The 24389-nt window shown below is 68.3% G+C and carries 18 protein-coding genes; 13 read left to right on the forward strand and 5 right to left on the reverse strand.

The window, feature by feature from the left end; translation table 11 throughout:
- Window positions 1-5 precede the first annotated feature (5 nt).
- From LuPra_RS11130 to LuPra_RS11150, 5 genes are all read left to right on the forward strand, one after another.
- Window positions 6-512 carry a hypothetical protein gene (locus tag LuPra_RS11130; RefSeq protein ID WP_110170803.1) on the forward strand — a complete coding sequence of 169 codons (507 nt, stop codon included), beginning with the start codon at window positions 6-8 and terminating at the stop codon, window positions 510-512.
- Window positions 509-1948, forward strand: coding sequence for a DASS family sodium-coupled anion symporter (locus tag LuPra_RS11135; RefSeq protein WP_110170804.1), 1440 nt, complete (start codon window positions 509-511; stop codon window positions 1946-1948). The genes LuPra_RS11130 and LuPra_RS11135 overlap by 4 nt, the downstream gene beginning before the upstream one ends.
- A complete protein-coding gene (gene aspT, locus LuPra_RS11140) occupies window positions 1924-3618 on the forward strand; it encodes an aspartate-alanine antiporter (RefSeq protein ID WP_110170805.1) in 1695 nt (564 codons plus the stop codon). Before LuPra_RS11135 ends, aspT begins: the two co-directional genes overlap by 25 nt.
- Before the next feature lie 46 nt (window positions 3619-3664).
- Window positions 3665-4753, forward strand: coding sequence for a type II asparaginase (locus tag LuPra_RS11145; protein WP_110174644.1), 1089 nt, complete (start codon window positions 3665-3667; stop codon window positions 4751-4753).
- Between the two features lie 211 nt (window positions 4754-4964).
- Window positions 4965-6164 carry a sensor histidine kinase gene (locus LuPra_RS11150; protein WP_157899012.1) on the forward strand — a complete coding sequence of 400 codons (1200 nt, stop codon included), beginning with the start codon at window positions 4965-4967 and terminating at the stop codon, window positions 6162-6164.
- 11 nt (window positions 6165-6175) lie between these two features.
- Here the strand turns inward: LuPra_RS11150 and LuPra_RS11155 are convergent, their stop codons facing one another.
- Complete coding sequence (locus LuPra_RS11155; RefSeq protein ID WP_110170807.1) at window positions 6176-6454, reverse strand: hypothetical protein; 279 nt, start codon at window positions 6452-6454, stop codon at window positions 6176-6178.
- 691 nt (window positions 6455-7145) lie between these two features.
- On the opposite strand from LuPra_RS11155, the gene LuPra_RS11165 reads away from it, so the two are divergent.
- From LuPra_RS11165 to LuPra_RS11180, 4 genes are read left to right on the forward strand one after another with little or no spacing between them, the layout of a single operon-like run.
- Window positions 7146-8297, forward strand: coding sequence for an RND family efflux transporter (locus LuPra_RS11165; RefSeq protein WP_157899013.1), 1152 nt, complete (start codon window positions 7146-7148; stop codon window positions 8295-8297).
- 28 nt (window positions 8298-8325) lie between these two features.
- Window positions 8326-9060, forward strand: a complete 735-nt coding sequence (locus LuPra_RS11170; protein ID WP_110170810.1) for an ABC transporter ATP-binding protein — start codon at window positions 8326-8328, stop codon at window positions 9058-9060.
- Window positions 9061-9081: 21 nt separating this feature from the next.
- Window positions 9082-10458, forward strand: a complete 1377-nt coding sequence (locus LuPra_RS11175) for a sigma-54-dependent transcriptional regulator (RefSeq protein ID WP_110170811.1) — start codon at window positions 9082-9084, stop codon at window positions 10456-10458.
- Window positions 10459-10461: 3 nt separating this feature from the next.
- Entirely contained in the window at window positions 10462-11790 is a 1329-nt protein-coding gene (locus tag LuPra_RS11180) for a sensor histidine kinase (RefSeq protein ID WP_110170812.1), read from the forward strand.
- A gap of 15 nt (window positions 11791-11805) precedes the next feature.
- Here LuPra_RS11180 and LuPra_RS11185 read toward each other — a convergent pair whose 3' ends face one another.
- Window positions 11806-14220 carry a c-type cytochrome gene (locus tag LuPra_RS11185; protein WP_157899014.1) on the reverse strand — a complete coding sequence of 805 codons (2415 nt, stop codon included), beginning with the start codon at window positions 14218-14220 and terminating at the stop codon, window positions 11806-11808.
- 300 nt (window positions 14221-14520) lie between these two features.
- Here LuPra_RS11185 and LuPra_RS11190 point away from each other — a divergent pair, with 300 nt between their 5' ends.
- The 3 genes from LuPra_RS11190 (at window position 14521) to LuPra_RS11200 (ending at window position 18747) form a co-directional block, all read left to right on the forward strand.
- Entirely contained in the window at window positions 14521-14853 is a 333-nt protein-coding gene (locus LuPra_RS11190; RefSeq protein ID WP_110170814.1) for a PadR family transcriptional regulator, read from the forward strand.
- 9 nt (window positions 14854-14862) lie between these two features.
- Window positions 14863-17505 carry an ABC transporter permease gene (locus LuPra_RS11195; protein WP_110170815.1) on the forward strand — a complete coding sequence of 881 codons (2643 nt, stop codon included), beginning with the start codon at window positions 14863-14865 and terminating at the stop codon, window positions 17503-17505.
- 204 nt (window positions 17506-17709) lie between these two features.
- Window positions 17710-18747 (forward strand): sugar phosphate isomerase/epimerase family protein, encoded by a 1038-nt coding sequence (locus LuPra_RS11200; protein ID WP_110170816.1) that lies wholly within the window; start codon window positions 17710-17712, stop codon window positions 18745-18747.
- A gap of 79 nt (window positions 18748-18826) precedes the next feature.
- On the opposite strand, the gene LuPra_RS11205 is transcribed toward LuPra_RS11200, so the two are convergent.
- The 3 genes from LuPra_RS11205 to LuPra_RS11215 form a co-directional block, all read right to left on the reverse strand.
- Window positions 18827-19528 carry a response regulator transcription factor gene (locus tag LuPra_RS11205; protein WP_110170817.1) on the reverse strand — a complete coding sequence of 234 codons (702 nt, stop codon included), beginning with the start codon at window positions 19526-19528 and terminating at the stop codon, window positions 18827-18829.
- Window positions 19521-21047, reverse strand: coding sequence for a DUF4118 domain-containing protein (locus tag LuPra_RS11210; RefSeq protein WP_110170818.1), 1527 nt, complete (start codon window positions 21045-21047; stop codon window positions 19521-19523). Before LuPra_RS11210 ends, LuPra_RS11205 begins: the two co-directional genes overlap by 8 nt.
- A 163-nt stretch (window positions 21048-21210) precedes the next feature.
- A complete protein-coding gene (locus tag LuPra_RS11215) occupies window positions 21211-22749 on the reverse strand; it encodes a hypothetical protein (protein WP_110170819.1) in 1539 nt (512 codons plus the stop codon).
- A 272-nt stretch (window positions 22750-23021) separates the two neighbouring features.
- Between LuPra_RS11215 and LuPra_RS11220 the strand changes: the two genes are divergently transcribed.
- Complete coding sequence (locus tag LuPra_RS11220) at window positions 23022-24326, forward strand: hypothetical protein (RefSeq protein WP_110170820.1); 1305 nt, start codon at window positions 23022-23024, stop codon at window positions 24324-24326.
- The last annotated feature ends 63 nt before the right edge of the window (window positions 24327-24389 follow it).

Raw genomic sequence — 24389 nt, forward strand, 5'->3', positions numbered from 1 at the left:
ACGCCATGCCACGCCTCGCCCTGATTGCTGGTCTCGCACTGGTCGCGTCGTTTGCCGGCAGCGCCCAGACGGGGGGGCCGCCCCAGGGCGATTGGCAGTCGTTCTCCGGTACCCTCACGGCCACCGGCCGTCGCGACACGCTGCCGCAGGAGGACGGTGGAGTCGCCGCCACCATGCGGCTGACCGGGTCGCTGGTGATCACGGCTGGCGCCGGCCTGCGGCGCGGCTTCCGCGTCGAGGCCATCGGCTTCGAGGAGAGCCAGGGCAACGGCATCGGACGTGCCGTGTGGACCGACGACGAAGGCGATCGCATCTACAGCCGCATGGTCGGCTCGCCGGTGGAAGCGGGGCGTCGTTCGGCCGCGACGATCACTGGCGGCACCGGGCGGTACGCCGGGGTCGCGGGCTCCTACACGTTCACGTGGCAGTACGTGCTGCCCGGCGAGCAGGGTGTCGTGCAGGCGCGGGCCGTTTCGCTCAGTGGCAGGTATCGCAGGGAATCGCCACGATGAGCGGCGCGGTGACGCCGGCGGCGCCTGCGGTGCAGACAACGCGCTCGCCGTGGATCGCGAGGATCGCCTGCCTCGCGCTCGCGGTGGGGCTGTGGTTCACCCCGGTGCCCGAGGGGCTCACCGCAGCGCCGTGGCACCTCTTCGCGCTCTTCGCCGCGGCCATCTTCTCGGTCGTCTGTGGGGCCCTGCCGATCCTGACCGCGTCCCTGTTCGCGATCGCCGTCGCGGTCCTCGCCCGCGTCATCTCTCCGGCGGCCGCGTGGTCCGGATTCGCCAACGGCACCATCGTCCTGATCATCGCCGCGTTCCTGGTCGCCAGGGCGGTGGTCAAGTGCGGCCTCGGCGAGCGGATCGGCCATGTCGTCGTGCGGGCCTTCGGCCGCTCGACGCTGGGGCTGTCGTACAGCCTGTTCCTGGTCGACGCGGTGATCGCGCCGGCCTTCCCGAGCAACACGGCGCGATCGGGCGTCCTGTATTCGCTGGCGATGTCCTTGACGGCAACGGCCGGCGCCCGGCCAAACGACCCGTCGCGCGCGCGGCTCGGCGCGTTCCTGATGTTCTCCGGCGTTGCGAGTCTCACGCTGTCGTCCGGTCTGTGGCTGACGGCGATGGCCGCCAACCCGCTCGGGACCGAGATCGCGCGTGCGTATGGCGTGAACATCGGTTTCGGCAGCTGGCTGCTGGCCAGCTCGCTGCCAACGCTGCTGGCGATGGCGGTGCTGCCGTGGGTGCTGTACAGGGTCATGGCGCCGGAGGTCACATCGACGCCGGACGCGCCCGCCGCCGCACGGGAGGCACTGGCCGCACTCGGGCCACTGACGCGCGACGAAAGAATCGTGACGATCACGTTCCTCGTGATGGTCGCGCTGTGGGCCTCGGCGTCGACCTTCGGCATCGACGCCACGGCGGTCGCATTCCTCGGGCTCGGCGTGTTTCTCGCCACCGGGGTGCTCACGGCGGCAGACATCGCCAAGGAAGGCGACGTGCTGGCCACCTACCTGTGGTTCGCGCTGCTGTTTGCGATGAGCAGCCAGTTGAACGAGCTCGGGTTCATGTCGTATGTGGGGGAACGCCTCGCGCTGGCGATGCAGGGCTGGTCGTGGCTGGTGGCAGGCCTGACGCTCGTCCTGGCCTACATCCTCCTGCACCTGCTCTTCGTCAGCCAGACGGCGCATCTGCTGGCGCTCTTCGGCGTGTTCATGGACGTCGGGGTCAAGGTCGGCGTGCCGGCGATGCCGCTCGCGCTGCTGCTGCTCTTTGCCACCAACTTCTTCTCGGCGATCACGCCACAGGCGTCGAGCGCCAACCTGCTCTTCGCCGGGAGCGGCTATCTCTCCCAGCGTGACCTTTACCGATTGGGTGCGATCACGACGGTCGTCAACCTGATCATCTACCTCGTCATAGGGACGCCATGGTTCTTTCTGGTCATGCGGTGATCGACCTGCTCTTCACCGCGCTGCGGCAGCACCCCGAGCTTGCCGTCTTCCTGACCCTCGCGATCGGCTTCCAGATAGGCCGGCTGCGGGTGGGGTCCTTCTCGCTGGGCAACGTCGTCGGCACGTTGCTGGCCGGGGTCGTGGTCGGGCAGATCGGCGGCATCAAGGTCGATCCCATGGTGCGGGTCGTCTTCTTCGACCTGTTCCTGTTCGCCACCGGGTACAAGGTGGGGCCGCAGTTCTTTCGCGGCCTCGGCCGGCAGGCGCTCGCGCAGGCATCGCTCACGGTGGTGCTGTGCGTGACGAGTCTCGGCATGGCCCTGCTTGCCGCCAAGGTCATGCACTACGACGTAGGTACTGCGTCGGGCCTCATGGCGGGCGCCTTCACCGAGTCCACTGTGATCGGCACGGCCGGCGACGCGATCCGTCGGCTGGCCCTGCCTGCCGCGGAAGAGACGCGCCTCCTGAACAACATCCCCGTCGCGTACGCGGTGAGTTACCTGGTGGGTACGACGTTCGTGGTCTGGCTGCTCGGGAGCCTTGCCCCGCGGCTGCTGCGCGTCGACATCCGCAAGGAAGCGCGCGAACTCGACGCCATCCTCAGTGGCGCGAAAGGGACGCCATTCATCTCGGCCTTCGATGAGTGGGTTCGTCGTGCGTACGTCCCGCGAGACGGCACACTCGTCGGCAGGACGGTCCGCGAGATCGAGAAGACCTTCGAGGCGCAGCGCCTCTTCATCGAGCGGGCGCGGCGGGACGGCAAGATCTGCGAGGTCGGGCCCGACTTCCGCGTTGGTGCCGACGATGTCGTCGCGATCGCGGGCCGGCGCAGTGCCATCGTGACGGCGGCGGCGACGCTCGGGACCGAGGTCGAAGACGCGCAGTTGCTCTCGGAGCCTCTGATCACGGCCGACGTGGTCGTGACCAGGTTCACGGACCGCTCGCTCGGCGAGGTCGGACGTCAGTTGGGGCGTGGCGTCGCCCTGCGTGCGGTGGTCCGGGGCGGGCTGGAGATTCCCTACCACGAGGACACCGTCATCGAGCGGGGCGACCTCCTGCGCATCGCGGGCAATGGCTTTGACGTCGCGCGAGTCGGTGAGGCGGTCGGTTACCTCGAACGTCCGTCGAGCGAGACCGACGTCGTGTTCGTCGGCCTGGGCGTGCTGATCGGCGGGCTGTTCGGCATGCTGTCGTTCGACGTCGCCGGCGTGCCCTTGACGCTGACCGCCAGCGGCGGCGCCCTGATCATGGGTCTCGTCTTCGGCTGGTTGCGATCGATCCGGCCGACGTTCGGGCGCATTCCCGAGCCCGCGCTGTGGGTGTTCGACACCATCGGCCTCGCGGTGTTCATCGGCGTCGTCGGCCTCGATGCGGGCCCGACGTTCGTGGCCGGGTTGAAGCAGACGGGCCCTTCGCTGGTCGCAGTGGCGTTCTTCGTCTGTGTCACGCCGCACGTCGTCGCGTTGATCTTCGGCCGCTACGTGCTCAAGATGAACCCGGTGATCCTGCTGGGGGCGTGTGCCGGCGCAGGCACGGCGACCGCAGCGCTCCGTGCAGTGCAGGACGAATCCCAAAGCCGGCTGCCCGTGCTCGGCTACACCGTTCCCTATGCGATCGGCAACATCCTGCTGACGGCCTGGGGCCCCGTCATCGTCGCGCTCATGTCGTGACTGCCGTGATGGCGGCACGCGTGAGCGATACCTCCCGGAGGACATGATGAAGAGACTGAACACCATCGTACGAGTCGTGATGCTGGGCACAGTGACGGCGGTGGCCCCGCTCTACCCGCAGTCGGCCGCTGCACAGGCTGGCGGAGCACTGCCAAAGGTCGTGATTCTCGCGACCGGCGGCACGATTGCCGGCGTGCAGCCCAAGGAAGGCGAGCCGGGGTACAAGGCCGGGTCCCTGTCGGTCGATGCCCTGATCAAGGGCGCACCGGGCATCGAGAAACTGGCGCAGCTCTCCGGCGAACAGATCGCCAGCATTGGCAGCCAGGACATGAACGACGAGGTGTGGGGCAAGCTCGCCCGCCGCGCCAACGAGGTGCTCGCCCAGCCGGACGTGACCGGCGTCGTGGTCACGCACGGCACCGACACGATGGAGGAGACGGCGTTCTTCCTTGGTCTCGTCGTGCGCAGCGACAAGCCTGTCGTGCTCGTCGGGTCGATGCGTCCCGCGACGTCGCAGAGTGCCGATGGTCCGCTGAACCTGTACAACGCGGTCGCGGTCGCTGCCGACAAGGACGCGGGGGGACGTGGTGTGCTGGTCGTGTCCAATGACGACATCCACTCCGGACGCGACGTGCACAAGACGCACACGACAGCAGTGCAGACCTTCGTGTCGTTCAACCGCGGCCCGATCGGCCGGGTGTACTACGGCAAGCCCAGGTACTTCAACATGCCCGCGCACCGGCACACGACCAAGAGCGAGTTCCCGGTGGCGGGGACGACGTCGTACCCGCGCGTCGACATCGTCTACGCGCACGAGGGCGTCGATGGGACGATGGTCAAGGCCGCGATCGCGTCCGGCGCCAAGGGGATCGTGCTGGCGGGTGTGGGAGATGGCAACGGCACCAAGGACCTGATCGACGCGTTGGCCGCGGCGAGAAAGCAGGGCCTCGTTATCGTGCGCAGCAGCCACGTCGGCTTCGGCATCGTGCGCCGCAACCTCGAGGTCGATGACGATGCGCTCGGCTTCGTGGCGGCGATGGACCTCAACCCGCAGAAGGCGCGGGTCCTGCTGCGGATGGCGCTGACGCTCTCGACCGACATCAAGGTGATTCAGCGCGCGTTCGAGGATTACTAGGCCGACGTCGCGCCTCGGGAGGGCATCTCCGCACGGGTGAGCACGCGAAGAGAAACTACGCCGGGAGGTTGGCGCGACGTCGGTGGCGTGAGTGTACTCTTTCGCGTGGCTCATCCGTCCATTTGAACCGGCGGTCAGCGCACGGCGTCCGGTTGGTGAATGCCGGGCCGTGCGCTATGCTCAGCAACATCCGTTCGCTGACATCGTCCTGATGCTTACCGCCGAGTTCGAGTCCTTCATCGCCGACCGCATCGCGGAGCAGCATCGGGCTCTCGCCGCACGGTGGTTCGACCGGTTGCTGTTGCTGCTCCCCGTCGGTGCGCGGGAGATCTTTCCCACCAACAGTCTGCTCGACCACATCCCCTTCGTCATCGCCGAGATCGGCGAATGCGTGCGTCGGCCGGACGAGGTGGCGGTGGCGGCCAACACGAGCCTCACCGACAAGGCGCGGGAACTGGGCAATCTGCGTCACGGCCAGCGGGCGTCGTTGCACCAGGTCCTGCGCGAATACCAGATCCTCGGTGACGTGCTGGTCGCGTTCGTGCTCGACGAACTCGCCGGCGTGGCGGCCGCACCGGATGCCCGGGCCGCGGTCCTGGTGGTGGCGCGACTGCAGCAGGCGGTGAACGCCCTGTGCCAGACAACGGTCGAGACGTTCGTCGCGCTTTACACCGAGACGATCACCGACCAGGCGCGTCGGCTCGAGGAGTTCACTCGCCTGGCGGCGCACGAGTGGCGGCAACCGCTCAGCACCCTGCAGTTCGGCGTCACCCTGCTCCAGCGTCCGGACCTCGACGGCGCCCGCACGACGCGGCTGTGGGAAGCGATGGAGCGCAACGTCGCCCAGCTCGTGGAGGTGACCCGCAAGCTGGAAGCCGTGGCGCGCCTGGGCGGTGGCCAGGACACGCCGGTATTGCAGGCGGTGGCGCTGACCACCGTCGCGCAGGAGGCGTCGCGCCAGCTGCATGACATGGCCGAGGCGCGTGGCGTGGCGATCACCATCGCTGATGACTTGCCCGAGCTCCTCGTGGATGTCGGCCGGCTGGAACTGGTGCTGGTCAACCTCCTGTCCAACGGCATCAAGTACGCCGATCCATCCAGGCCCACGCGTCACGTGATGGTCACGGGCCGCACCAGCAGCGATGGCGAGTGGTGCGAAGTGGACGTGTCGGACAACGGCGTCGGCATTCCCGCGCATGCGCTGAACGGCGTCTTCCGACGGTTCTCCCGTGCCCATGCCGATCGGGAAGATCTCGCGCACGTGGCGGGCCTGGGCCTCGGGCTCGCGATCGTAGACGACGCGATGCGGGCGCTCGACGGACAGGTGTGGGTGGCTTCCGTGGAGGGCGAAGGCACCACCTTCACGCTGCGACTGCCCATGCGTGCGGCCGGCACCGGCGGCTCGTCCTAGACAGCCCGGACTCACTCCGCCCCGTCGCGGTGTGCACCGGTGAGCCACGCCACCGCGGCGTCTCGGGTCGTGAACACATCGACGCGCTCCGACAGCGCGCCGGACGCGCCCATCAGCATCCGGACGATGCCATACGACACGGCGCCGTCCGACACCACGACCGCGACGAGTTCGGGAACGCCGAAGGTGTTGATCCAGCGCTGTACGCGTGCGTTGAGGACCTCGTAGCCCGGCACGGTCTGGATCTCGAGCTGCTGCATGTCGAGCAGCACGCGGCCGCCGCGCCACAAGCCGGACGCGTAGAGGCCGCCGTCGCCGCGTCCGATTGCGGCGAGGGACGAAGGTGCCGGCCAACGTCACCTCGGTGATACCCGATGGGTCATCACGCCGCCACTCGAAGTGCATGAGCCCTTGCTGCCGGCACAGCGTATCAACGCTTCCGCCAGGCATGCCAGCTGCCACAAGCGGACATCGACTGCACGGGTCCTCCCAGACCGATGGCGCGCGTTCTGCCACGCCTCACGTGGAATGCCGCCCTGTCAATGCTTGAATGCCGCAAGGCGGCAATGTCGATTGCGGGATGCCCGCACCCGGTACCGGTACCCGGTACCCGGCACCCGATACCCGGCACCCGATACCCGGTACCCGGTACCCGGTACCCGGTACCCGGTACCCGGTACCCATGTCCCCCTGCTGCTCATGCGTTCGCAGGGACGTCGCGGTTCACCCACCACGTGGTTCGGGGACAGGGACTGCCGGCGTCCCACCGACGCGACGCCCGGTCCCGGTAATGGGACGCGCTTCGGCCGGCGGGGGCGCGTCACGCGTAATGGCGGCCCAGCCCACGTTGGCGTGGACTTTGCGTTGGGCTCTGACGTGCCTGATGTTCCGTTGACTCCGCAAGAAGGACGCCGCCGCCGCTGGCGGCGGATGCGCGTGCCCCTGGCTGCGCTCGTTCTCGCCATCGGCGGGGGAGCGACCGTGATGCGAATGGCTCCGGCCGCGCCGACCGTTGACGGTAGCCCGCTGTGGTTCGATACCGTCGCCCGCGGCGAACTGGTGCGCGAGGTGCGCGGCACCGGCACGCTCGTGCCGGTCAACACCGCCTGGATCCCGGCGAGCACAGACGGCCGCGTCGCGCGTATCCTGTTGAGACCGGGCGCCCAGGTCCAACCCAACGACGTCATCCTCGAGTTGCAGAACCCGGCGCTGGCGCAGGAGGTCGTGGACACCCGCCTGCAACTGGCCGCCGCGGAGGCTCGCCTCCGCCGCGCCGACGCCGATGCGACCACCGCGCTCCTGGCGCAGGAGGCCCTGGTTGCCCAGACCGAGGCACAGTACGGGGAAGCCCGTGCCGATGCGGAGGCAGATGAAGCGCTGCTCGGCGACGGCCTGGTGTCGGAACTGCAGCACCGCCGCTCCTCGGCTCGCGCCAAGTCCTTGGCTCTGCAGGTCGCCGCGGAGCAAAAGCGTCTCGACGTCGGCAACGGCATGCGTCCCTCGCAGGTTGCCGAACAGCAGGCCGAGGTCGCGCGCATGCGCGCCCTGCTCGCCCTCAAGACCGAGCAACTGCAGCTACTCGCGGTCAGGGCCGGCATGGCCGGCGTGCTGCAGGCCGTGCCGGTGGAGCAGGGCAGCCAGGTGACCGCGGGCACCAACGTCGCTCGCGTTGCCGACCCGGCACAGCTCAAGGCGCAGGTGCGTGTTCCGGAGACCCAGGCGCGTGACGTCCAGATCGGGCAGGTGGCGCGGGTCGACACTCGTAACGGTGAGGCCGAGGGGCACGTCTCGCGGGTGGACCCGGCAGCCGTGAGCGGCACGGTCCTGGTCGACATCACGTTCACCGCGGCGCTACCCGACGGCGCCCGGCCCGACCTCTCGGTCGACGGCATCGTCGAGATCGAGCGGCTCGTCAACGTGCTGTACATGGCGCGGCCATCGAGCGGTCAGGAAAACGGCACGGTGAGTGTCTTCAGTGTCGACGGCGAGGGCATGGCGCATCGCCGCCAGGTGCGTCTCGGCAAGGGATCGGTCCGGCACATCCAGGTGGTCGAAGGTTTGCGTCAGGGCGAGCGCGTGATTCTCTCCGACATGTCGGCGTGGGATCAGGTCGATCGCCTCCAGATCAAGTAGAGTCCCAAAGCGAAAGAGCGTCAACACGATGGCAAATGCGCTGATCCGAATGGAAGGCATCCGCAAGGTTTTCGAGGGCGAGGAGATCCTGACGCACGCACTCGACGGCATCCACATGACGATCGACTACGGCGAGTACGTCGCCATCGAGGGGCCGTCGGGTTGTGGCAAGTCGACGCTCCTGTCGATTCTCGGCTTGCTCGATACCCCGACCGAAGGGAAGTACTGGCTCAACGACCGGCCGGTCGAGAGCCTGTCGGTCGTCGAGCGCGCACGCACGCGCAACCGCGAGATCGGCTTCATCTTCCAGAGCTTCAACCTGATCGGCGACCTGAGCGTCTACGAGAACGTCGAACTCCCGTTGACCTACATGGGCATGTCGAGGGCCGAGCGCCGCAAGCGCGTGGATCAGGCCCTCGAGCGTGTCGGCATGGGCCACCGGGCCAGGCACCTGCCAGGCCAGCTCTCGGGCGGTCAGCAGCAGCGCGTCGCCGTGGCCCGCGCGGTCGTGACGCAACCGTCGATCCTGCTGGCCGACGAGCCCACGGGCAACCTCGATTCGCACAACGGTGAACTGGTCATGCAGTTGCTGCGTGAGCTTCACCGCGACGGAGCCACGATCTGCATGGTCACCCACGACCCGCGTTACGCGGCGCACGCGGGCCGTGCCATCCATTTGTACGACGGACGCATCGTGCAGGAGCATCTGGCGACGACCGGCCCCGCGGATGCCGCGATGAGCGCTGCGGACGTGCCTCGGTAGGGCATCAGCAGCAACGCCTCCATGACCGCCCCTGCGCCTTCGCCTCCACGTCCCCGGGTGCTCGTGGCCGACGATCAGGCCGACGTCGTGGAGGCGGTACGGCTGCTGCTCAAGCTCGAAGGCTATGACGTCGACGGGGTGGGTTCGCCCGGCGCCGTCCTGGCCGCCGTCGAAGGTGGCCAGCACGACCTCGCGCTGATCGACCTCAATTACGCGCGCGACACGACGTCAGGGGTGGAGGGGCTCGACCTGCTGACGCAACTGCGTCAGGTCGACCAGACCCTGCCCGTCGTCGTGATGACGGCGTGGGGAACCGTCGACATGGCGGTCGAGGCGATGCATCGCGGTGCCGGGGACTTCATCCAGAAGCCCTGGGAGAACGCACGCCTGCTCGCGGTGTTGCGCACCCAGGTGGAACTCGGTCGTGCGCTGCGCCGGACACGGCAGCTCGAGGCCGAGAACGCATTGCTGCGACCGGCACCGGCCAGCACCCTCGTCGCCGAATCGCCGGCCATGCGCCCGGTCCTGCAGGTGCTCGCCCGTGTCGGGCCGTCAGATGCCAACGTCTTGATCACCGGCGAGAACGGCACGGGCAAGTCGATGCTGGCCCGGGCGCTGCACGACGCCTCGCCTCGGGTGAGCGGTCCGTTCGTCGCCGTGAATACCGGCGGGCTGTCCGAGACACTGGTCGACAGCGAGTTGTTCGGCCACGAGCGTGGCGCGTTCACCGATGCCCGCACGGAACGCCTGGGCCGCTTCGAGGTAGCCGACGGCGGCACGCTGTTCCTGGACGAGATCGGCAACATGCCGGCGTCGGTGCAGTCGCGACTCCTGCGCGTCCTGGAGACCCGTGAGTTCGAGCGCCTCGGATCGTCGCGCACGCGGCGCATCGACGTACGCCTGCTGTCGGCGTCCAACGCCGACCTTCAGGCCGAAGTCGAACAGGGGCGCTTCCGCCGCGACCTGCTGTTTCGCCTCAATACCGTCGAAGTCCGCATGCCGCCGCTGCGTGAACGACGTGAAGACATCCCACTGCTTGCCAGCTCGTTCCTCGTTCGACATGCGCGCCGGTATCGCAAGCAGCTGGACGGCTTCGAGCCGTCGGCCCTGCAGGCGATGCTCGAGCATTCGTGGCCGGGTAACATCCGCGAGCTCGATCACGCCGTCGAACGCGCCGTCCTCATGAGTGACGGGCCGCGCATCACGGGCGATGCCCTCGCCCTCGAGCCGACCAAGGAAGGCGGTCCGAGGATCGACGACATGAGCCTGGAGGATGTCGAGGCCTACCTCGTGCGCAAGGCGCTCGATCGTCATGGCCGCAACGCCAGTGCGGCCGCCGAGGCGCTTGGTCTCAGCCGAAGCGCCATGTACAGGCGCATGCAGCGACTCGGACTCTAGCCGATGCGGCATGCAGCGGGTGTGACGCTCTGGGCACTCCTGCTGATCGGCCCCGCCCTCGGCCTGGCGGCGACGATGCTGCTGCGTGGCGCTCCCGCCTACGGCCCCGCCTCGCTCACACTGCTCGCCATCGTCGTGACCTGGTCCGCGTACGCGTTGTACATGCTGCGCCGCGCCGTCGTCGCGCCGCTGCGGACGACGTCGGCGTTGCTGCAGGGGCTGCGCGAAGGGAACTTCTCGGTGCGCGCGCGCGCCGACATCGCTGATGACGACGTCGGCGTCCTGCTGCACGAGTTCAACGCCCTGGCCGCGTGGTTGCAGACGCAGCGCCTCACGGAGGTCGAGGCGAGTGCGCTGCTGACCACGGTGATGTCGGAGCTCGAGTCGGCGGTGCTGGCCTTCGACGATCGACACGTGCTGCGGCTGGCCAATCCCGCCGCGGCCCGCCTTTTCGCGAGGCCTGTCGAGAGTGTCCTGGGGATGACGGCGGAGGAACTCGGCTGCGAGCCCCTGCTGCAATCGAGCGAGCCGGGCCTGGTGTCGCTGGACACGCCCGGCGCGTCGGGGCGCTGGGACGTCCGGCATTCGTCCTTCAGGCAGGATGGCCTCGCGCATCACCTGCTGGTGCTCAACGAGGTGAGTCGCGCGTTGCGCGAGGAGGAGCGACTCGCGTGGCGGCGGTTGATCCGCGTCCTCAGTCACGAGCTCAACAACTCGCTGACGCCGATCACGTCGATCGCCAACAGCCTGGCCCGGTTCGTGGAACGAGCGGATATGGACGACGGATCGCGCGCCGACGTGCGGCGCGGCCTCGGCGTCATCGAGTCACGGGCCGAGTCCCTGAACCGGTTCCTGCGCGGCTATGCCACGCTCGCGAAGCTGCCGCCGCCGACCATCCAGGACGTGGCCATCGGCCCCGTCGTCGAGCGGGTCGCGGCACTGCAGCCGTCGCCGTTGCTGGAGGTCGTTCCCGGCCCCGACGTGGTGGTCCGCGCCGATCCCGATCAGCTCGAGCAACTGCTCATCAACCTGGTTCGCAACGCCCTCGATGCGTCGCACGAATCCGGCGGGCTCGCGCAGGTGCAGTGGCACGTCGAGAACACGGGCGACGTGGAAGTCCGCATCCTCGATCGGGGACGCGGCGTCACCGCGGGCGCCGACGTGTTCGTGCCGTTCTTCACGACCAAGCCTGGCGGAACCGGCATCGGGCTGGCGCTGTGCCGGCAGATTGCCGACGCGCACGGCTGGCACGTGTCGCTCGAGAATCGGGCCAACGGGCCCGGGTGCGTGGCGCGGCTACGGCTGCCCGCGACACGCCTCGCCTCCACCTGACACGACGCTGTCGCCTCACAACGTCTTGAGGTAGGCAAGCAGCGCGCCGACGCGCGAGCCGGTGATGCGGGTCTCGATTTCCTTGCGGTCCGCAATCGGATCCAACCCCTTCGTGTCGGGACAGAGGTCGGCGCCGAAGCGGTGACCGGTATTCGAGCGGCCGGGCACCGTCGTGTCGTATTCCTTCACCAGCATCGACTCGCCCGGCGCATAGCGCGCCTTCGGCCGGTCGGCCCATTCGAAGCCGACCAGGGCCTCGTCGTAGTGCAGGTTCCCGCGCAGGAAACGCGCCGGCCGGGTCGACGGGCACAGCAACTGCCCGAGCGTCGGCACCGAGCCGTTGTGCAGGTACGGCGCCTGCGCCCAGATGCCGTGCAGCATGTCCGCCTTGTAGCCGCTGGTGCGCTCCGCCACCCGGCGCGGCGTATCGCGGAAGTACTCGTCCAGGCGCGCGTTCCAGTCGCCCTTGGGCATGCACCATTCGGCACCGGGCTCGCCCTTGTGGTTCATGCCGTAGATGACGCACGCCTCCATCACGAGCGCTGCCAGGCCGTATCGCGACACGCTCGTATTCACCATCGTCCGATTCGGATCGACGCCGAGCATCTGCCATGGGTAGATGCGCTCGTTGCGTGGCGCGTGGCAGGTCGCGCAGGTGTCTCTGAAGATCGCCTTGCCTTCGCGGGCGCGGGCAAGATCGACGCTCGCAAACGGATACGGCGGCGGTGGCAGGTTGTCGATGAACGGGTTCAGCGGTTCATGGATGCGAACGTTCACCATGCGTGGATCGCCGGTGGCCGAGGCACCGGATGCGAGCGTCCGCGACGAGGCGCCCTGGTTGCCGTCCCAATTGGCGTGGTAGCGCTGCGTGGCCCACGTCACGCTCTTGATGTCGATCGGCGCAGGCACGGGCGGCGCCCACACCGACAGGCTGGCGAATGTCCGGTCGGAGGCCATCCGTGCGTCCGCCGCTGGCGCGGTCATGCCGGCCACATCGGCAGGCAGTCCATTGGCAATCGAGAAGCCGGTGAAGAACGGGCTCTTCGGATTGTCGCGCTGCACGAAGTCCATGAAGCTGTTGTCGCGACGCCGCGTGTGAATCGCGACGAGGCCGGACGCGATGCCGAAGGCATCCATCTGGCCGGGCCGATCCTCGAAGACGTCGGGCAATCGCTGCTTGTAGGCATTGTTCTTCGCGACGACGTGATAGATGAAGTGCGTCTTGACGCCGAGGGCGATGACGTCCTGGATCACGCTCGGGAAGGCGTCGGCGACGACCAGCGTCTGCTGCTTGCCGCGGGCGATGTCGGCAGGCGACGACCCGTACAGCGACTCGGGGCGATGCCTTGCCTTGTCGATCATCTCCGTGTAGAGCGCCTTGACCACACTCGTTCGCGGCTTGATGTTGGCCGGGTTCACCGGCGACGTGGACGCGGGATCGAAGCCGGACTGGACGAGCGCGCCCGCCGTCAGCATCAGCAATTTCGAGTAGTACTGGGCCTCGATCTCGGTGTTGGGCATCCCGGGCAGGTACCGCATCTTCCCGGACACCAGCACGCGACCGACGTGGCATGCGGCACACGACAGCGACACGCGATCGGTGGTCCCGGGGCTGCCGAACCCGGGCCGGTCCCGTTCCCAGTTCTCCTCGTGCGCGGTCGTGGTTATCTTGGCGACGAGCAGCGCCGTGTTCTTGAAGACACGCCGTGCGAGCAGGCTGCCGTCGAGCACCGCCGATTGCGTACGCGACAGCGGTGTGAACGTCTGCGGGTTCTCGAACGCGAAGCCGTATGGCAGGTTCGCGTGACGCTCGGCAGCGGGCCGCAGTACGCCGTCGACGTAATCGGACGGATTGGCGGCGATGCCGATGTGATCGAACGTCCACTCGCTGTTCGTGCCTCCGCCGGCCACCGGCACTGTCGCCTGCCGCTTCCAGATGCGCGCGATGGCGCGAAGTTCCGGGTTCTGGTGATTGGGGTCGAGGTCCAGCAGCGTCTTGAAGAGAACGAAGGGCACGCCGTTGAAGCCGACAGGGTTGTCCTGGAACCAGCGCCACGCGAGTTGCGGAGTCTGGCCGGCGCGGAAGCCATAGGCAGCCGCGTGTCCTGGATCGGCGTCGGCCAGGTATGCCGCGATCGCCCGGTCGCGCCTGGCCTGTTCCGAGTGCCAGTCGGTCACGACGGTGCCGTCCACCCACGATACGATCTGATCGGAGCTGTCGTCGTCGAGCGGCCGCACGAGGCCGGCCTGGGCGGGTGGCGCTGCCGCTGCGGCCTGGTACTCCGCAGGCCGTTCGCGAGTACACGCGAGGCTCAGCGTGGCGAGTACGGCGATGGCCACATGCAGGGGCCGTGTCGTGGTGGGCCGTGGGCGGGGAGCCGGCCCTACCGGCGTGCGACTCGCGCTGCCGTCGCGGGGATCCGCAGGCATCCAAGGCGGCAGTCTGGCGATCATGTCTTGAACAACGAACGCGGCTGCCAGACCGGACCAACGGATGAGATGGCTTAGACAAAACGCCGAACGCCGAACGCCGAACGCCGCGGGCCGCCTTGAGGAACCCGAACGCTGAACGCAGCGGGATCGGCCATCGACGAATCCCGAATCCCGAATCCCGTCTCGACCGTCGACCTGAAGGTCGACGGCTACGTGTGGGCCCAAGGCCCGGGTTGCTTCCCCTCACATGCTTAGTGGAACATTGCGTCGCCTGCGTCCGTCGAAAGGGGCGAGCCGATGTCACACACCTCACTTTCCCTGATCCAGGGCACGGTCGACCTGCTGGTGCTGCGCGCGCTGCAGCAGGGCCCGGTCCATGGCTACGCGGTCTCGCGGTGGATTCGCGAGCGCACCGACGCCGTCATCTCGATGGAAGACGCCGCCCTCTACCAGGCGTTGCATCGCCTCGAGGCTCGCGGCTGGGTGGAGTCCGAGTGGGGAGTCTCGGAGAACAACCGCCGCGCCAAGTACTACAGCCTCACCACCACCGGCCGTCGCCAGCTGCGCGACGAAGTCGTGACGTGGCAGCGGTACGCCGCCGCCATGTCACGTGTGATTGAGCCTGCCTGAGGTATCACCATGCGCCCCCGCGGAACCAAACGCCTCTTCCGGTTCACGTCACGGACGGCCGGCGAGATTCACGGCGACATCGCCGACGAGATGGCCTTTCACCTCGAGATGCGCATCGAGACCTTGCGCCGCGAGGGCCTGGGAGAGGCTGAGGCGCGAGCGCAGGCGTCACGCGAGTTCGGCGACGCTTCGGCCCACGACGCCGTGTGTGGGCCGATCGACGAGCGCGCCGAGCAGCGGAGTCGCTGGCGCCGCCTGGCCGACGAATGCGTGCAGGACCTGCGCTTAGGCACGCGCCTGCTGCTGCGCAGCCCGGGGTTTGCCGCGGCGGCGATCTGCACGCTGGGACTCAGCATCGGCGCCAACACCGCGATCTACAGCCTGCTCGACGCGGTGCTCCTCCGGCCGGTACCGCTGCCCGAGCCGGAGCGGCTGGCGCTGATCTGGGAGACACGCCCGGACGGAGGCACCAACAGCGCCTCGGGCGGGGCATTCCTCGACTGGCGCACACACCAGACGCAGTTCGAGGCCATCGTGCTCACGAGTCCGGTGGCCCAGAACCTGAGCGGCCGCGGAGTGACCGAGCAGTTGACGGGCATGGAGGTGTCGCACGAGTTCCTGCAGGTCCTGGGTGTGCCGGCGGTGATCGGTCGCGGCTTCCTGCCGCAAGAGGACCGGCCCGGCGGACCCACCGACGTCGTGATGATCACCGAGGACTTCTGGCGCACCCGGCTCGGTGGCGACGGCGCCATCCTCGGCCAGCGCCTCGTGCTGGACGATGTGCCACGGACGGTGATCGGTGTCCTGCCTCGGGGCGCGTGGATCTTCCCGACCGATACGTTCTTCGTCCCGGCGGTGCTCACGCCGGGGACGCCGCGCGCGGCGCGCTCGCCGCACTGGGCCGCCGTGTTCGGACGGCTGTCGCCGCGGGGCACATTTGCGGCCGCGGACGCCGAACTGAAGGCGATCAAGAAGCGCCTGGACACCGACTATCCGACCTTCAAGCGCGCCTGGAGTGTCCGCGCCCAGCCCGTGACCGAAGCGCTGGGCGTGGTGACGAGAACGCCGATGCTGCTCCTGCTCGGCGCGGTGTCGCTGCTGCTGTTGATCGCCTGCGCCAACGTCGCCAACCTCGTTCTGGCGCGTGGCCGGCAGCGCGAGCAGGAAATGGCGACGCGGGCCGCGCTCGGTGCCGGCGGCGCCAGGCTCGCACGGCAGTTGCTCACCGAGAGCGTCGTGCTCGCGCTGCTAGGCGGTGGCTTCGGCATGGTCCTGGCCGCAGGCGGCGTGCGCGGACTCCGTTCGGTGGCCGCCGGGTCGTTACCCATCGCGCTCACGCCACAACTCAACCTGCGTGTGCTCGCGGCTTCGGCGGCCGTCACTTTCGTGACCGGTCTGCTCTTCGGCCTGGTCCCGGCGATGCGCGCCCGGCGCCCCGAGTTGAGCCTCGCGATCAACAACGGCGGCCGCCGCACGACGGCCGCGGGTCAGCATCGTACGCAGGCGATGCTCGTCGTCGCTCAGGTGGCGCTCACGATGGTGCTGGTCGCCGCGGCCGGCCTCTTGCTGCGCAGCCTTGCCAACACCACACACGTCGATCCGGGCTTCGACGCCGAACGGGTCCTCGCCTTCGACGTCGCCTTGCCGAAGGCGTCGTACGACGCGCCGGAGAAACGGGTCGGGTTCGCGACGAGGATGGTCGAGCGATTGCGCGCACTGCCTGGCATCGAGCAGGCCGGGTCTGGCCAGGCGATTCCCTTCAGTGGCGGCGGCTCGGGCGAGTACTTCCAGCGCCCCGGGACCGGTGGAGACGAGGGCCTCACGCTCGGCCGCATGGACTTCGTGTCAGCGGGGTACCTCGAGGCCCTTGGCGCGCGCGTACGTGCCGGACGCGTGATCAGCAGCGACGATACGGTCGGCAGTGGCGCACGTGTGGCCGTCATCAGCGAGACGACGGCGCGTCGCTTCTTCCCGACGGGAGATGCCGTGGGGCAGGTGCTTCGCATCCAGGCCGCCGAGTGGCGCATCGTCGGCGTCGTCGCCGACATCGTCGACCGCAAGCTCGATGGCGAGCGCAAGCCGTTCTGCTGGGTACCGTACGTGTTCAACTCGGGCCGCATGTCGTTCGCGGTGAGGACCACGGGCGAACCACTGTCGCTCGTCGGCAGCGTCAGGCGCGAACTGGCCGCCATCGATCCGGGCGTCGCACTGGCCAATCCACGTTCGCTCGACGTCACGCGGGCGGGATCGCTCACGCAGCGCAAGGTGGTCCTCGGCCTCGTTTCGGCGTTTGCCGCCGCGGCGCTGCTGCTGGCCTGTGTCGGGATCTACGGAGTGATGGCCTACGGTGTGGCGACACGCCGGCGGGAGATCGGCATTCGGCTCGCCCTGGGTGCGGTCCCCATGGCCGTGGTGCGGCAGGTGCTCGCGGGCGGCGTGAGCCAACTGGCTCTCGGCCTGGTGCTGGGCACGCTCGGTGCCGTTGCCGCGGCGCGGTTGCTGGCAAGCGAGCTGTACGGCGTCAACGCGTCCGATCCGACGGTACTCGCCGTGACCGCGCTGACCATCGCTGCTGCGGCGATGGGTGCGTGTCTGATTCCGGCCTGGCGCGCGACCCGGTACGACCCGCTCGAGTCGTTACGGGTGGAGTAGGCGCCGGCGCTACCGTCGCCGATTCCCGATCGTCGATTCCCGATTCCCGATTCGCTTCCTCTGGCGTAGGCGTCGAGCTTGCTCGAACGCTGACGCTTCCTGTCGACCGAAGGTCGACAGCTACGACCTGGAATGACCCCGAACGTAGGCGTCGACCTTCAGGTCGACGCGATCTGCCGGTGCCTCAGAGTGTAGGCGTCGAGCTTGCTCGACGCGCGTGGCGCCCGCGACAACGGGTTTGGCGGTATCGTGTCGGGGATTGACGCGCGGCTCCCGCGCGGGCGACTGGAGGTATTCGTGAAGTTCGCGTTGCTGACCGTGTCCTACGCAGGCCTGTTCTATGACGGGCCGGCGCTGAGCGTCGTCGATCAGGTGCGCAAGGCGCGCCAGCTCGGATTCGACGGCCTGGCCATCGAAACCAAACGACCCGTGGCCTCGCCGCTGGACCTGGGCCGGTCGGATCGCCAGGCGATTCGTGCCGCGGCCGACGCCGAGGGCATCGAACTCTGCGCGATCGAGAGCCTGTCCAACTTCGCCAGCCCGATCATGGAAGAACGCGAGAACAACCTCGCGATGATGCGGCTGGTGCTCGACCTTGCCGTGGATCTTGGTGTGCCGCTGGTGAAGGTCTTCGCGGCCTGGCCCGGACTCGTGAACGACGAGGACGACACCGCCTCGTACGTGCCGTACGAGAAGGGGAACTACTACGCGCGCCTGTATCCCGCCGACCTGCGGCGCTGGCACCGGGCGCTGGACGGCCTGCGGGAGACGGCGGACCTGGCCGCGCAGCGGGGCCTGACGCTGGCGCTCCAGAATCACGCGCCGGTGCTGCGTCCCGGGTACGAGGACACGCTGGCGATGATGCGCGAGCTCGACCGTTCGAACGTGGGGCTGTGTCTCGACGCGCCGCTCTTCAAGGAGCGCCAGAGTGACGCCTACGTCAAGGAGGCGGCCCGCGTGTGCGGGGCGCACGTCCTGCTGACCCACTATGGCGCCTGGAACTTCGTCGACGGCGAGGAGGGTGTCGAACAGGGGCCATGCCCGTCGTTTGGCGGCCCGGTCAACTACGCGCCCTTCCTCGCGGAACTGCAGCGTGCCGGTTACGACGGGTACCTGGTGTCGGAGTATTGCCTGCCTTGTGTGAAGGACCATCGACTGGGCGGCATCGACGACATCGACCGCGCCAACGCCATGGCCCTGGCGTACATGAAGCAGCTGGTGGAGTCGCCGCAGACGGTCTGAGACCCATGCCGCGGTCGCGACGGCGACGTCGGGCCCGTCCTTTTGCGCGCTGCTGCGATCGTTGGGTCGCGGCGGAGCGTCAGGGCATCTCGGTCGTGCTGAAGCGATAGCCGACCCAGGGCTCGCTGCGCAGGTACCGCGGCTGCGACGGGTCCGGCTCGACCTTCTTGCGCAACTGTGACATCAGGGTCCAGAGGTGTTCGGGTTGTTCAACGGCGTTCGCGCCCCAGATGGCCTTGAGGATCGCCCGGTGCGTGAGCACGCGGTCGTGATTGCGCGCGAGCAGCGTCAGTAGCTCGAATTCCTTCGGCGTGAGGCGAATCTCGACCTCGTCGCGGACGACGCGGTTCCGGTCGAAGTCGATCACCAGCCCGCCGGCCTGGAACGTCCCGGCGCGCGCTGCGGTCTGGTCGGCCAGGCGTCGCAAGGCAGCCCGGATGCGCGCCAGCAGTTCCTCGGGTCCGAATGGCTTGGTCACATAGTCGTCGGCGCCGAGGTCGAGGGCGGCCACCTTGTCGCCCTCGTCGGTGCGGGCCGAGAGCACGATGATCGGTGCGGGCCCCTGCCCGCGCAGGCGGCGGCAGACCTCCAGGCCGTCGAGGTCGGGAAGCCCGAGATCCAGCACCACGAGGTCTGGCGGAACGAGTTCGGCCTGCTGCAGCGCGTCGTGTCCGCTGGATGCAACCACGACGTCATAGCCGCGTGAACGGAGCAGCGTCGCGACCGCCCGCTGCAAGGCCACCTCGTCGTCCACCAGCAGGATCCGTGGTCGGTCAGTCATGACGTGGCACCGCGTCCACCGACGCCGCCTGATCCGGGAGGCGAATCGTGAAGAGCGCGCCTCCGTCAGGGGCATTTTCACCCCAGACGTGCGCACCCGCCGCTGCCAATAGCCCACGGGCAATCCACAGTCCCATGCCGGTGCCGGCTGGTCTGCGGGCCCCGCCGGTCCCCCGGTAGAAGCGTTCGAACAGGTGCGGTAGATCGCGCACGGGTATGCCAGGTCCGTGGTCGCGAACGAGCACGAGGAGCGCGCCCTCTTCGCGACGAGTCATGAGATCGATCGTCGACCCTGCCGGCGCATGCTGCGCCGCGTTCTCCAGCAGTCGAGCCAGCGCCGTCGCGGTGAGACGGGGATCGACGTAGGACGGGTCGTCCACCTGGAGGTCCTCGCGGATGATGTGCGTGGCGAGCACGTCGGCCACCTGCGCGCGGGCGGCTTCGATGATTTCGGAAGGGTGCGTCCGGCGAGCCTGCGCGGCGACAGCGCCGGCCTCGAGCCTGGCCATGTCGAGCAGGTTCTGGAAAAGGCGGTCGAGTTGTGCCGCTTCCGCCAGGACCAGCGCGGCCTGCGCGTTCCGCTCCTCGTCAGGCAGGTGCGCGGTCTTCAGGTTTTCCACGCCGATCCGGATCGCGGTCAGCGGCGTGCGGAGATCGTGTCCGAGCGAGGCGAGCAGCGTCGTCTTCAATTCCTCGCTCTGCCGCAGCAGCGCCGCTTCCCGGCGTTCTTCGAGCATGTGTAATCGCTCCAGCGCCATGGCCACGAGGCCGCCAATCGCATCGAGTGTCCCCGCGTCGACGACATTGTCGAGGGTTGCGAGCAGGCCGATCGGGCGTGTGCCGACGCGGAGGGGGACGAGGGCAACGGCCTGCTGCTGGATATCGATGACCCGGTGGCCAGCGTAAGTGCGCGCTTGCGCGTCGAACTCGACGCGCCGGCGTGCCTCGTCCAGCGACGCCGACAGGCTCTCGGGCGGGAGGGGAAGGAGCGTCGTCCCACCCTGGGCGACCTCCCAGTCGCCGGGGGCGGCAGGGACCGCGATGGCGACGAAGGAGAGGTCGAATCGACGGGCGACCGCGTGCGCGAGTGCCGTGCGTCCTTTGACGGCGTCCCCGACCAGCAGGACGTCGCGGCTCAGGTCATACAGTCGCGCGAGTTCGGCACGCCGTGCGGAGGCTTCTTCGGCGCGGCTGCGGACTCGCGACGACAGGTTGCTGCCGACCACGCTCACGACCAGGAACGCGATCAACGCCACCCAGTTCTGCGGATCGGCGACGCTGAAGGTCCGCACCGGCGGCAGGAAGAAGAAGTTGAAACACAGTACGGCGACGAGCGATGTCGTGACCGCTGCCACGAGCGTCGAGGAGGCGGCCACGAGCAGCACGACCAACAGGAACGTCGTCGATACCGTCGCAGCGTTGTGGATGTGCAGCACCCGCAGGAAGACGGCGCTGATGACGAGCACGCCGGTGACGCCACCAACGCCGGGCCACGCCGATCGCCGCGAGAGCGTGCTCATCGGCCTTCCAGCTTACCTGCCGTCGTGGTCCAACTGCACGGGCCGGGATCGCTTCAGGGGGTGGTGGCGATCGCGTGGCGCGTCGAGGACGGACGAGCGATGGCCACGTAGACGCCGAGCGTCGAGTGCGATGAACGCGCGCGCGGAGTTCGGTTGGCGTCGTTCACGGGGCGACCATGGGGCAGACGTAATAGCCTGGAACGATGGCCGGCATGCCGTCACACCGATCGGTGGTGATGCGCACGACCTCGTGTTCATGTCGGGCGAGGAGCCGCTCGTACACGTCGATGCGCGACAGCGTATCAGAGCCCATCACGACGCGCTCGCGGGTCATGAACGCGACGTAATACGCGGTCCAGTAGTCGCTGCGAGCGTAGTGTATGCCGCGGGCCTCGAGCGCCGCGCCAAGCTGTGCGCGGTTGGTCAGCGATGGCCGCGTCAGCTGTTCGTGCCACAACTGCGCATGTGGCCAGGCGTTGAGTGCCGCGAGGGCAACGAAACTTGCGCCAAGCAGGTGGCGGATGCTGGCGCGTTGTTCGACCGACCACGTCAGCAGCGCCAGGCCGGTGGGCAGGAACATCCCGAGCAGGGCATACCGGATCGTCAGGACCGCCAAGGGACCGCAGCGGCTCACGGCATACACCGCCACCGACTGTACGCCCACCAGCACCAGGAAGGCGCCCAACTGCACCGACGATGCCTGCCTGTGCGCCCACACCGCACGCCAGCGCCAGGCCACTCGCAGGACAGCGAGGAGCAGGACCGTGGCCAACACTGGCCATGCGCCGTCGAGGCCCTGTGCGACGCGTGTGTGCACAGCTGCGTCGGCGAGTGGAGTCCGTGTCGCTCCCCATGCCAGCCCGAGGTACCACTCGCCCAGGGCCATCACGTTGCTCACCGCTTGCGCGGGCGCAAAGCAGAACGCACCAGCCAGGGTGGCGAGGTTGTCGCCCGACGCTGTGGTCCACGTGTCGGGGCCGCGGACCGACGCGAAGCGCGCCACTGCCGCGATGAGTCCCCTCGTTCCCACGGCGGCCAGGGCGCTCATCGACCAATCGCGCCAACCGTCCCGCGATGCGAACATCCCGGTGCAGACGTCGAGCAACACGATGGCGGCCACCGCGTAGGCGACGAACTCCCGCACCTGGAACCCAACCGTCGCGACGATGCCGAAGGCCAGGGGCATGCGTCGCAACGACCACAGCGCGACCACGAACAACGCGGGCTCCACCGTCATGCCGAGGGCGTCCATGAGCCCGGCATTGGTGACGCCTGATGTCATCAGCACCGGCAGTGCGAGGAGCACCGCCACGCCCGGGCGAAGGCCGGTTCGCATCATGAGTACGATGAGCCAGAGGCCGACCGCGGTGTTCATGAGCACCAATGGCAGCTTCAGCGCCAGCGGCGTTGGTCCGAGCAGCCACATGAACGGGGCGATGACGTAGGCCGACAGGATCAGCACGTAGGAGACCGCGTACTGATAGACGGGCAAGGCCCGGAATTCCGCGATGTGCTTTGCCATCAGGCCAAGGACCGCCTGATCGGCATCGAAGGCCAACGTACCCCACCACGCGTACGGCAGCGTGCGGAACACGACCATCGCCGCGCCGGCCAGCATCCATGGCCATGCCGCACGCGTCGGTGTCGCGGGAGTCTGTTCGACGTGCAGGGGGCGGAAGCCCGGTTCGACCGGACTCGTCATGCGGGCCGTGGGCCACCCAGGAGGCGCCGACCCCGCGCGAACCCGGGTGCGGTCCGGCCTGGGTGGCGCAACTCACTGCGCCAGCCACAGTCGAGGCGGAAGGTGCTGTGGCCCGAATCGTAGGTGCGGCCACGAGTCGGTGTCGGACGGGGTGCGGTAGTCGGCCAGGACACGGCGTGTCGCGACCTGTTATTCCAGATTTACCGGGACCTGTCTAGGGGTATCTGGTGGCGGAGTGCGCCATTGTCCTGGTTGTGGCAGCATCTCCAGCCATGGCCACCTTTGCCCATCGCGTCTTCGCGGCTCTCGGTCGTTTCAATGGCCAACTCTCGTCGTTCAGGGAACGCGTGAACACGACGCCCGCCGACGCCTCGCGTCTGCCTGCGAAGATATTGCAGCAACTGCGGGAGGCTACCGAGCGCGCCCGCACCGCGTCCGACGCGATCACGCGATCGTTCGTCCTGATTGAACAGACCGGCCTCGACGTCGTGGACATGCAGGTGCGCCTGCAGGGAGAGACCGCGCGGCTCGCGTCCGCGCTCGCCACCATCGGCGAGGCGGTGGCCAGGCAGCATTTCGTTCGCGAATCGTTCGGTGATCTGCTCGTCGAGCTGGACGAGGCGGCCCAGTTGGTGGCCGCGGCCGTGTTCCCGAGCGCCGTGCAGGGATTGCGCGAGGTCAACGTCAAGCTGTGGGACTTCGAGAAGCTACAGTGGAAGCGATACACGGACCTCCTCACCGTCGTGGTGCAGCGTCGCAGCATCACGGTCGATCAGCAGGCGCACATGCAGGAGATTGCCGACGATGTCGCGCGTGCTTTTGGCGAGGTCAACACGCTCCTCAACGATCTCGCCGAGAGCCGGCCCTCCGATGCGCGGGCACTGCAGGCGCGGCTGGACACGGCACCGGTGCGGTTGACCGACGCCCTCGGAGTCGCGCGTGATCGCATGTCGCAGGTGGCCGGGCCGTTCGCTGCGTTCGCGCCGATCATCGAGGCATCTGCCGATGTCGCGGCCGACGTGTCCGCCCTGCTGTGCGAACTGACCATCCCGGTGTTTCCGGTCTACGAGGCACTCGGGCCGTGTTGTGACGTGATCACCCGCACGATGTACGAGGGCGTCAGTGGCGTGCAGGCCTTCGCCCTGCTCAACATTCTGGCGCGCCTCCAGGCCACGCGGCCGTCGGGACGATCGATGCTCGAGGGCCGACACGTCACCGTGACCCACGTGTTCCCGGATCGCATCTACCTCGAGGCGGATCGGTCGATCATCACCGACGTCGCCGCGGACCGGGCGTTTCAATCGGCGCCGGCGGCACTGCACAGATTCAAGGAGGGCAGCTACAAGCAGACGACGTTCCCGAAGGGCAACCTGCAGCTGTCGTACGCGTCGCGGCCCGGCGATCGTGTCGCGATCGATGCCGACATGGACCTCTACCGATCGGCCGTTCCGCACCTGTTCGGTGAAGTCCTCGTGAACCACCTGACGGGAAGCAGCACCAGCCAGTTCGCCGTGCGCCGCATCCTCGACGAGCAGGATATCGCGGCCATCGGGTCGTTCGAGTTGCTGCGCGCCTGAGCGTTGAACAACGCGAGGCGCGGGGTGATCCTCCATCCCGCCACCGGGTCCGTTGCGTCGCGA

The sequence above is a fragment of the Luteitalea pratensis genome, assembly GCF_001618865.1.
In the GTDB taxonomy this organism is placed as follows: Bacteria; Acidobacteriota; Vicinamibacteria; order Vicinamibacterales; family Vicinamibacteraceae; genus Luteitalea; species Luteitalea pratensis.

Coding starts and splice junctions, on each gene's coding strand:
- LuPra_RS11130 (WP_110170803.1), top strand. CDS start 6: ATGCCACGCCTCGCCCTGATTGCTGGTCTCGCACTGGTCGCGTCGTTT.
- LuPra_RS11135 (WP_110170804.1), top strand. CDS start 509: ATGAGCGGCGCGGTGACGCCGGCGGCGCCTGCGGTGCAGACAACGCGC.
- aspT (WP_110170805.1), top strand. CDS start 1,924: ATGGTTCTTTCTGGTCATGCGGTGATCGACCTGCTCTTCACCGCGCTG.
- LuPra_RS11145 (WP_110174644.1), top strand. CDS start 3,665: ATGAAGAGACTGAACACCATCGTACGAGTCGTGATGCTGGGCACAGTG.
- LuPra_RS11150 (WP_157899012.1), top strand. CDS start 4,965: ATGCTTACCGCCGAGTTCGAGTCCTTCATCGCCGACCGCATCGCGGAG.
- LuPra_RS11170 (WP_110170810.1), top strand. CDS start 8,326: ATGGCAAATGCGCTGATCCGAATGGAAGGCATCCGCAAGGTTTTCGAG.
- LuPra_RS11175 (WP_110170811.1), top strand. CDS start 9,082: ATGACCGCCCCTGCGCCTTCGCCTCCACGTCCCCGGGTGCTCGTGGCC.
- LuPra_RS11180 (WP_110170812.1), top strand. CDS start 10,462: ATGCGGCATGCAGCGGGTGTGACGCTCTGGGCACTCCTGCTGATCGGC.
- LuPra_RS11185 (WP_157899014.1), bottom strand. CDS start 14,220: ATGCCTGCGGATCCCCGCGACGGCAGCGCGAGTCGCACGCCGGTAGGG.
- LuPra_RS11190 (WP_110170814.1), top strand. CDS start 14,521: ATGTCACACACCTCACTTTCCCTGATCCAGGGCACGGTCGACCTGCTG.
- LuPra_RS11195 (WP_110170815.1), top strand. CDS start 14,863: ATGCGCCCCCGCGGAACCAAACGCCTCTTCCGGTTCACGTCACGGACG.
- LuPra_RS11205 (WP_110170817.1), bottom strand. CDS start 19,528: ATGACTGACCGACCACGGATCCTGCTGGTGGACGACGAGGTGGCCTTG.
- LuPra_RS11210 (WP_110170818.1), bottom strand. CDS start 21,047: ATGAGCACGCTCTCGCGGCGATCGGCGTGGCCCGGCGTTGGTGGCGTC.
- LuPra_RS11215 (WP_110170819.1), bottom strand. CDS start 22,749: ATGACGAGTCCGGTCGAACCGGGCTTCCGCCCCCTGCACGTCGAACAG.
- LuPra_RS11220 (WP_110170820.1), top strand. CDS start 23,022: ATGGCCACCTTTGCCCATCGCGTCTTCGCGGCTCTCGGTCGTTTCAAT.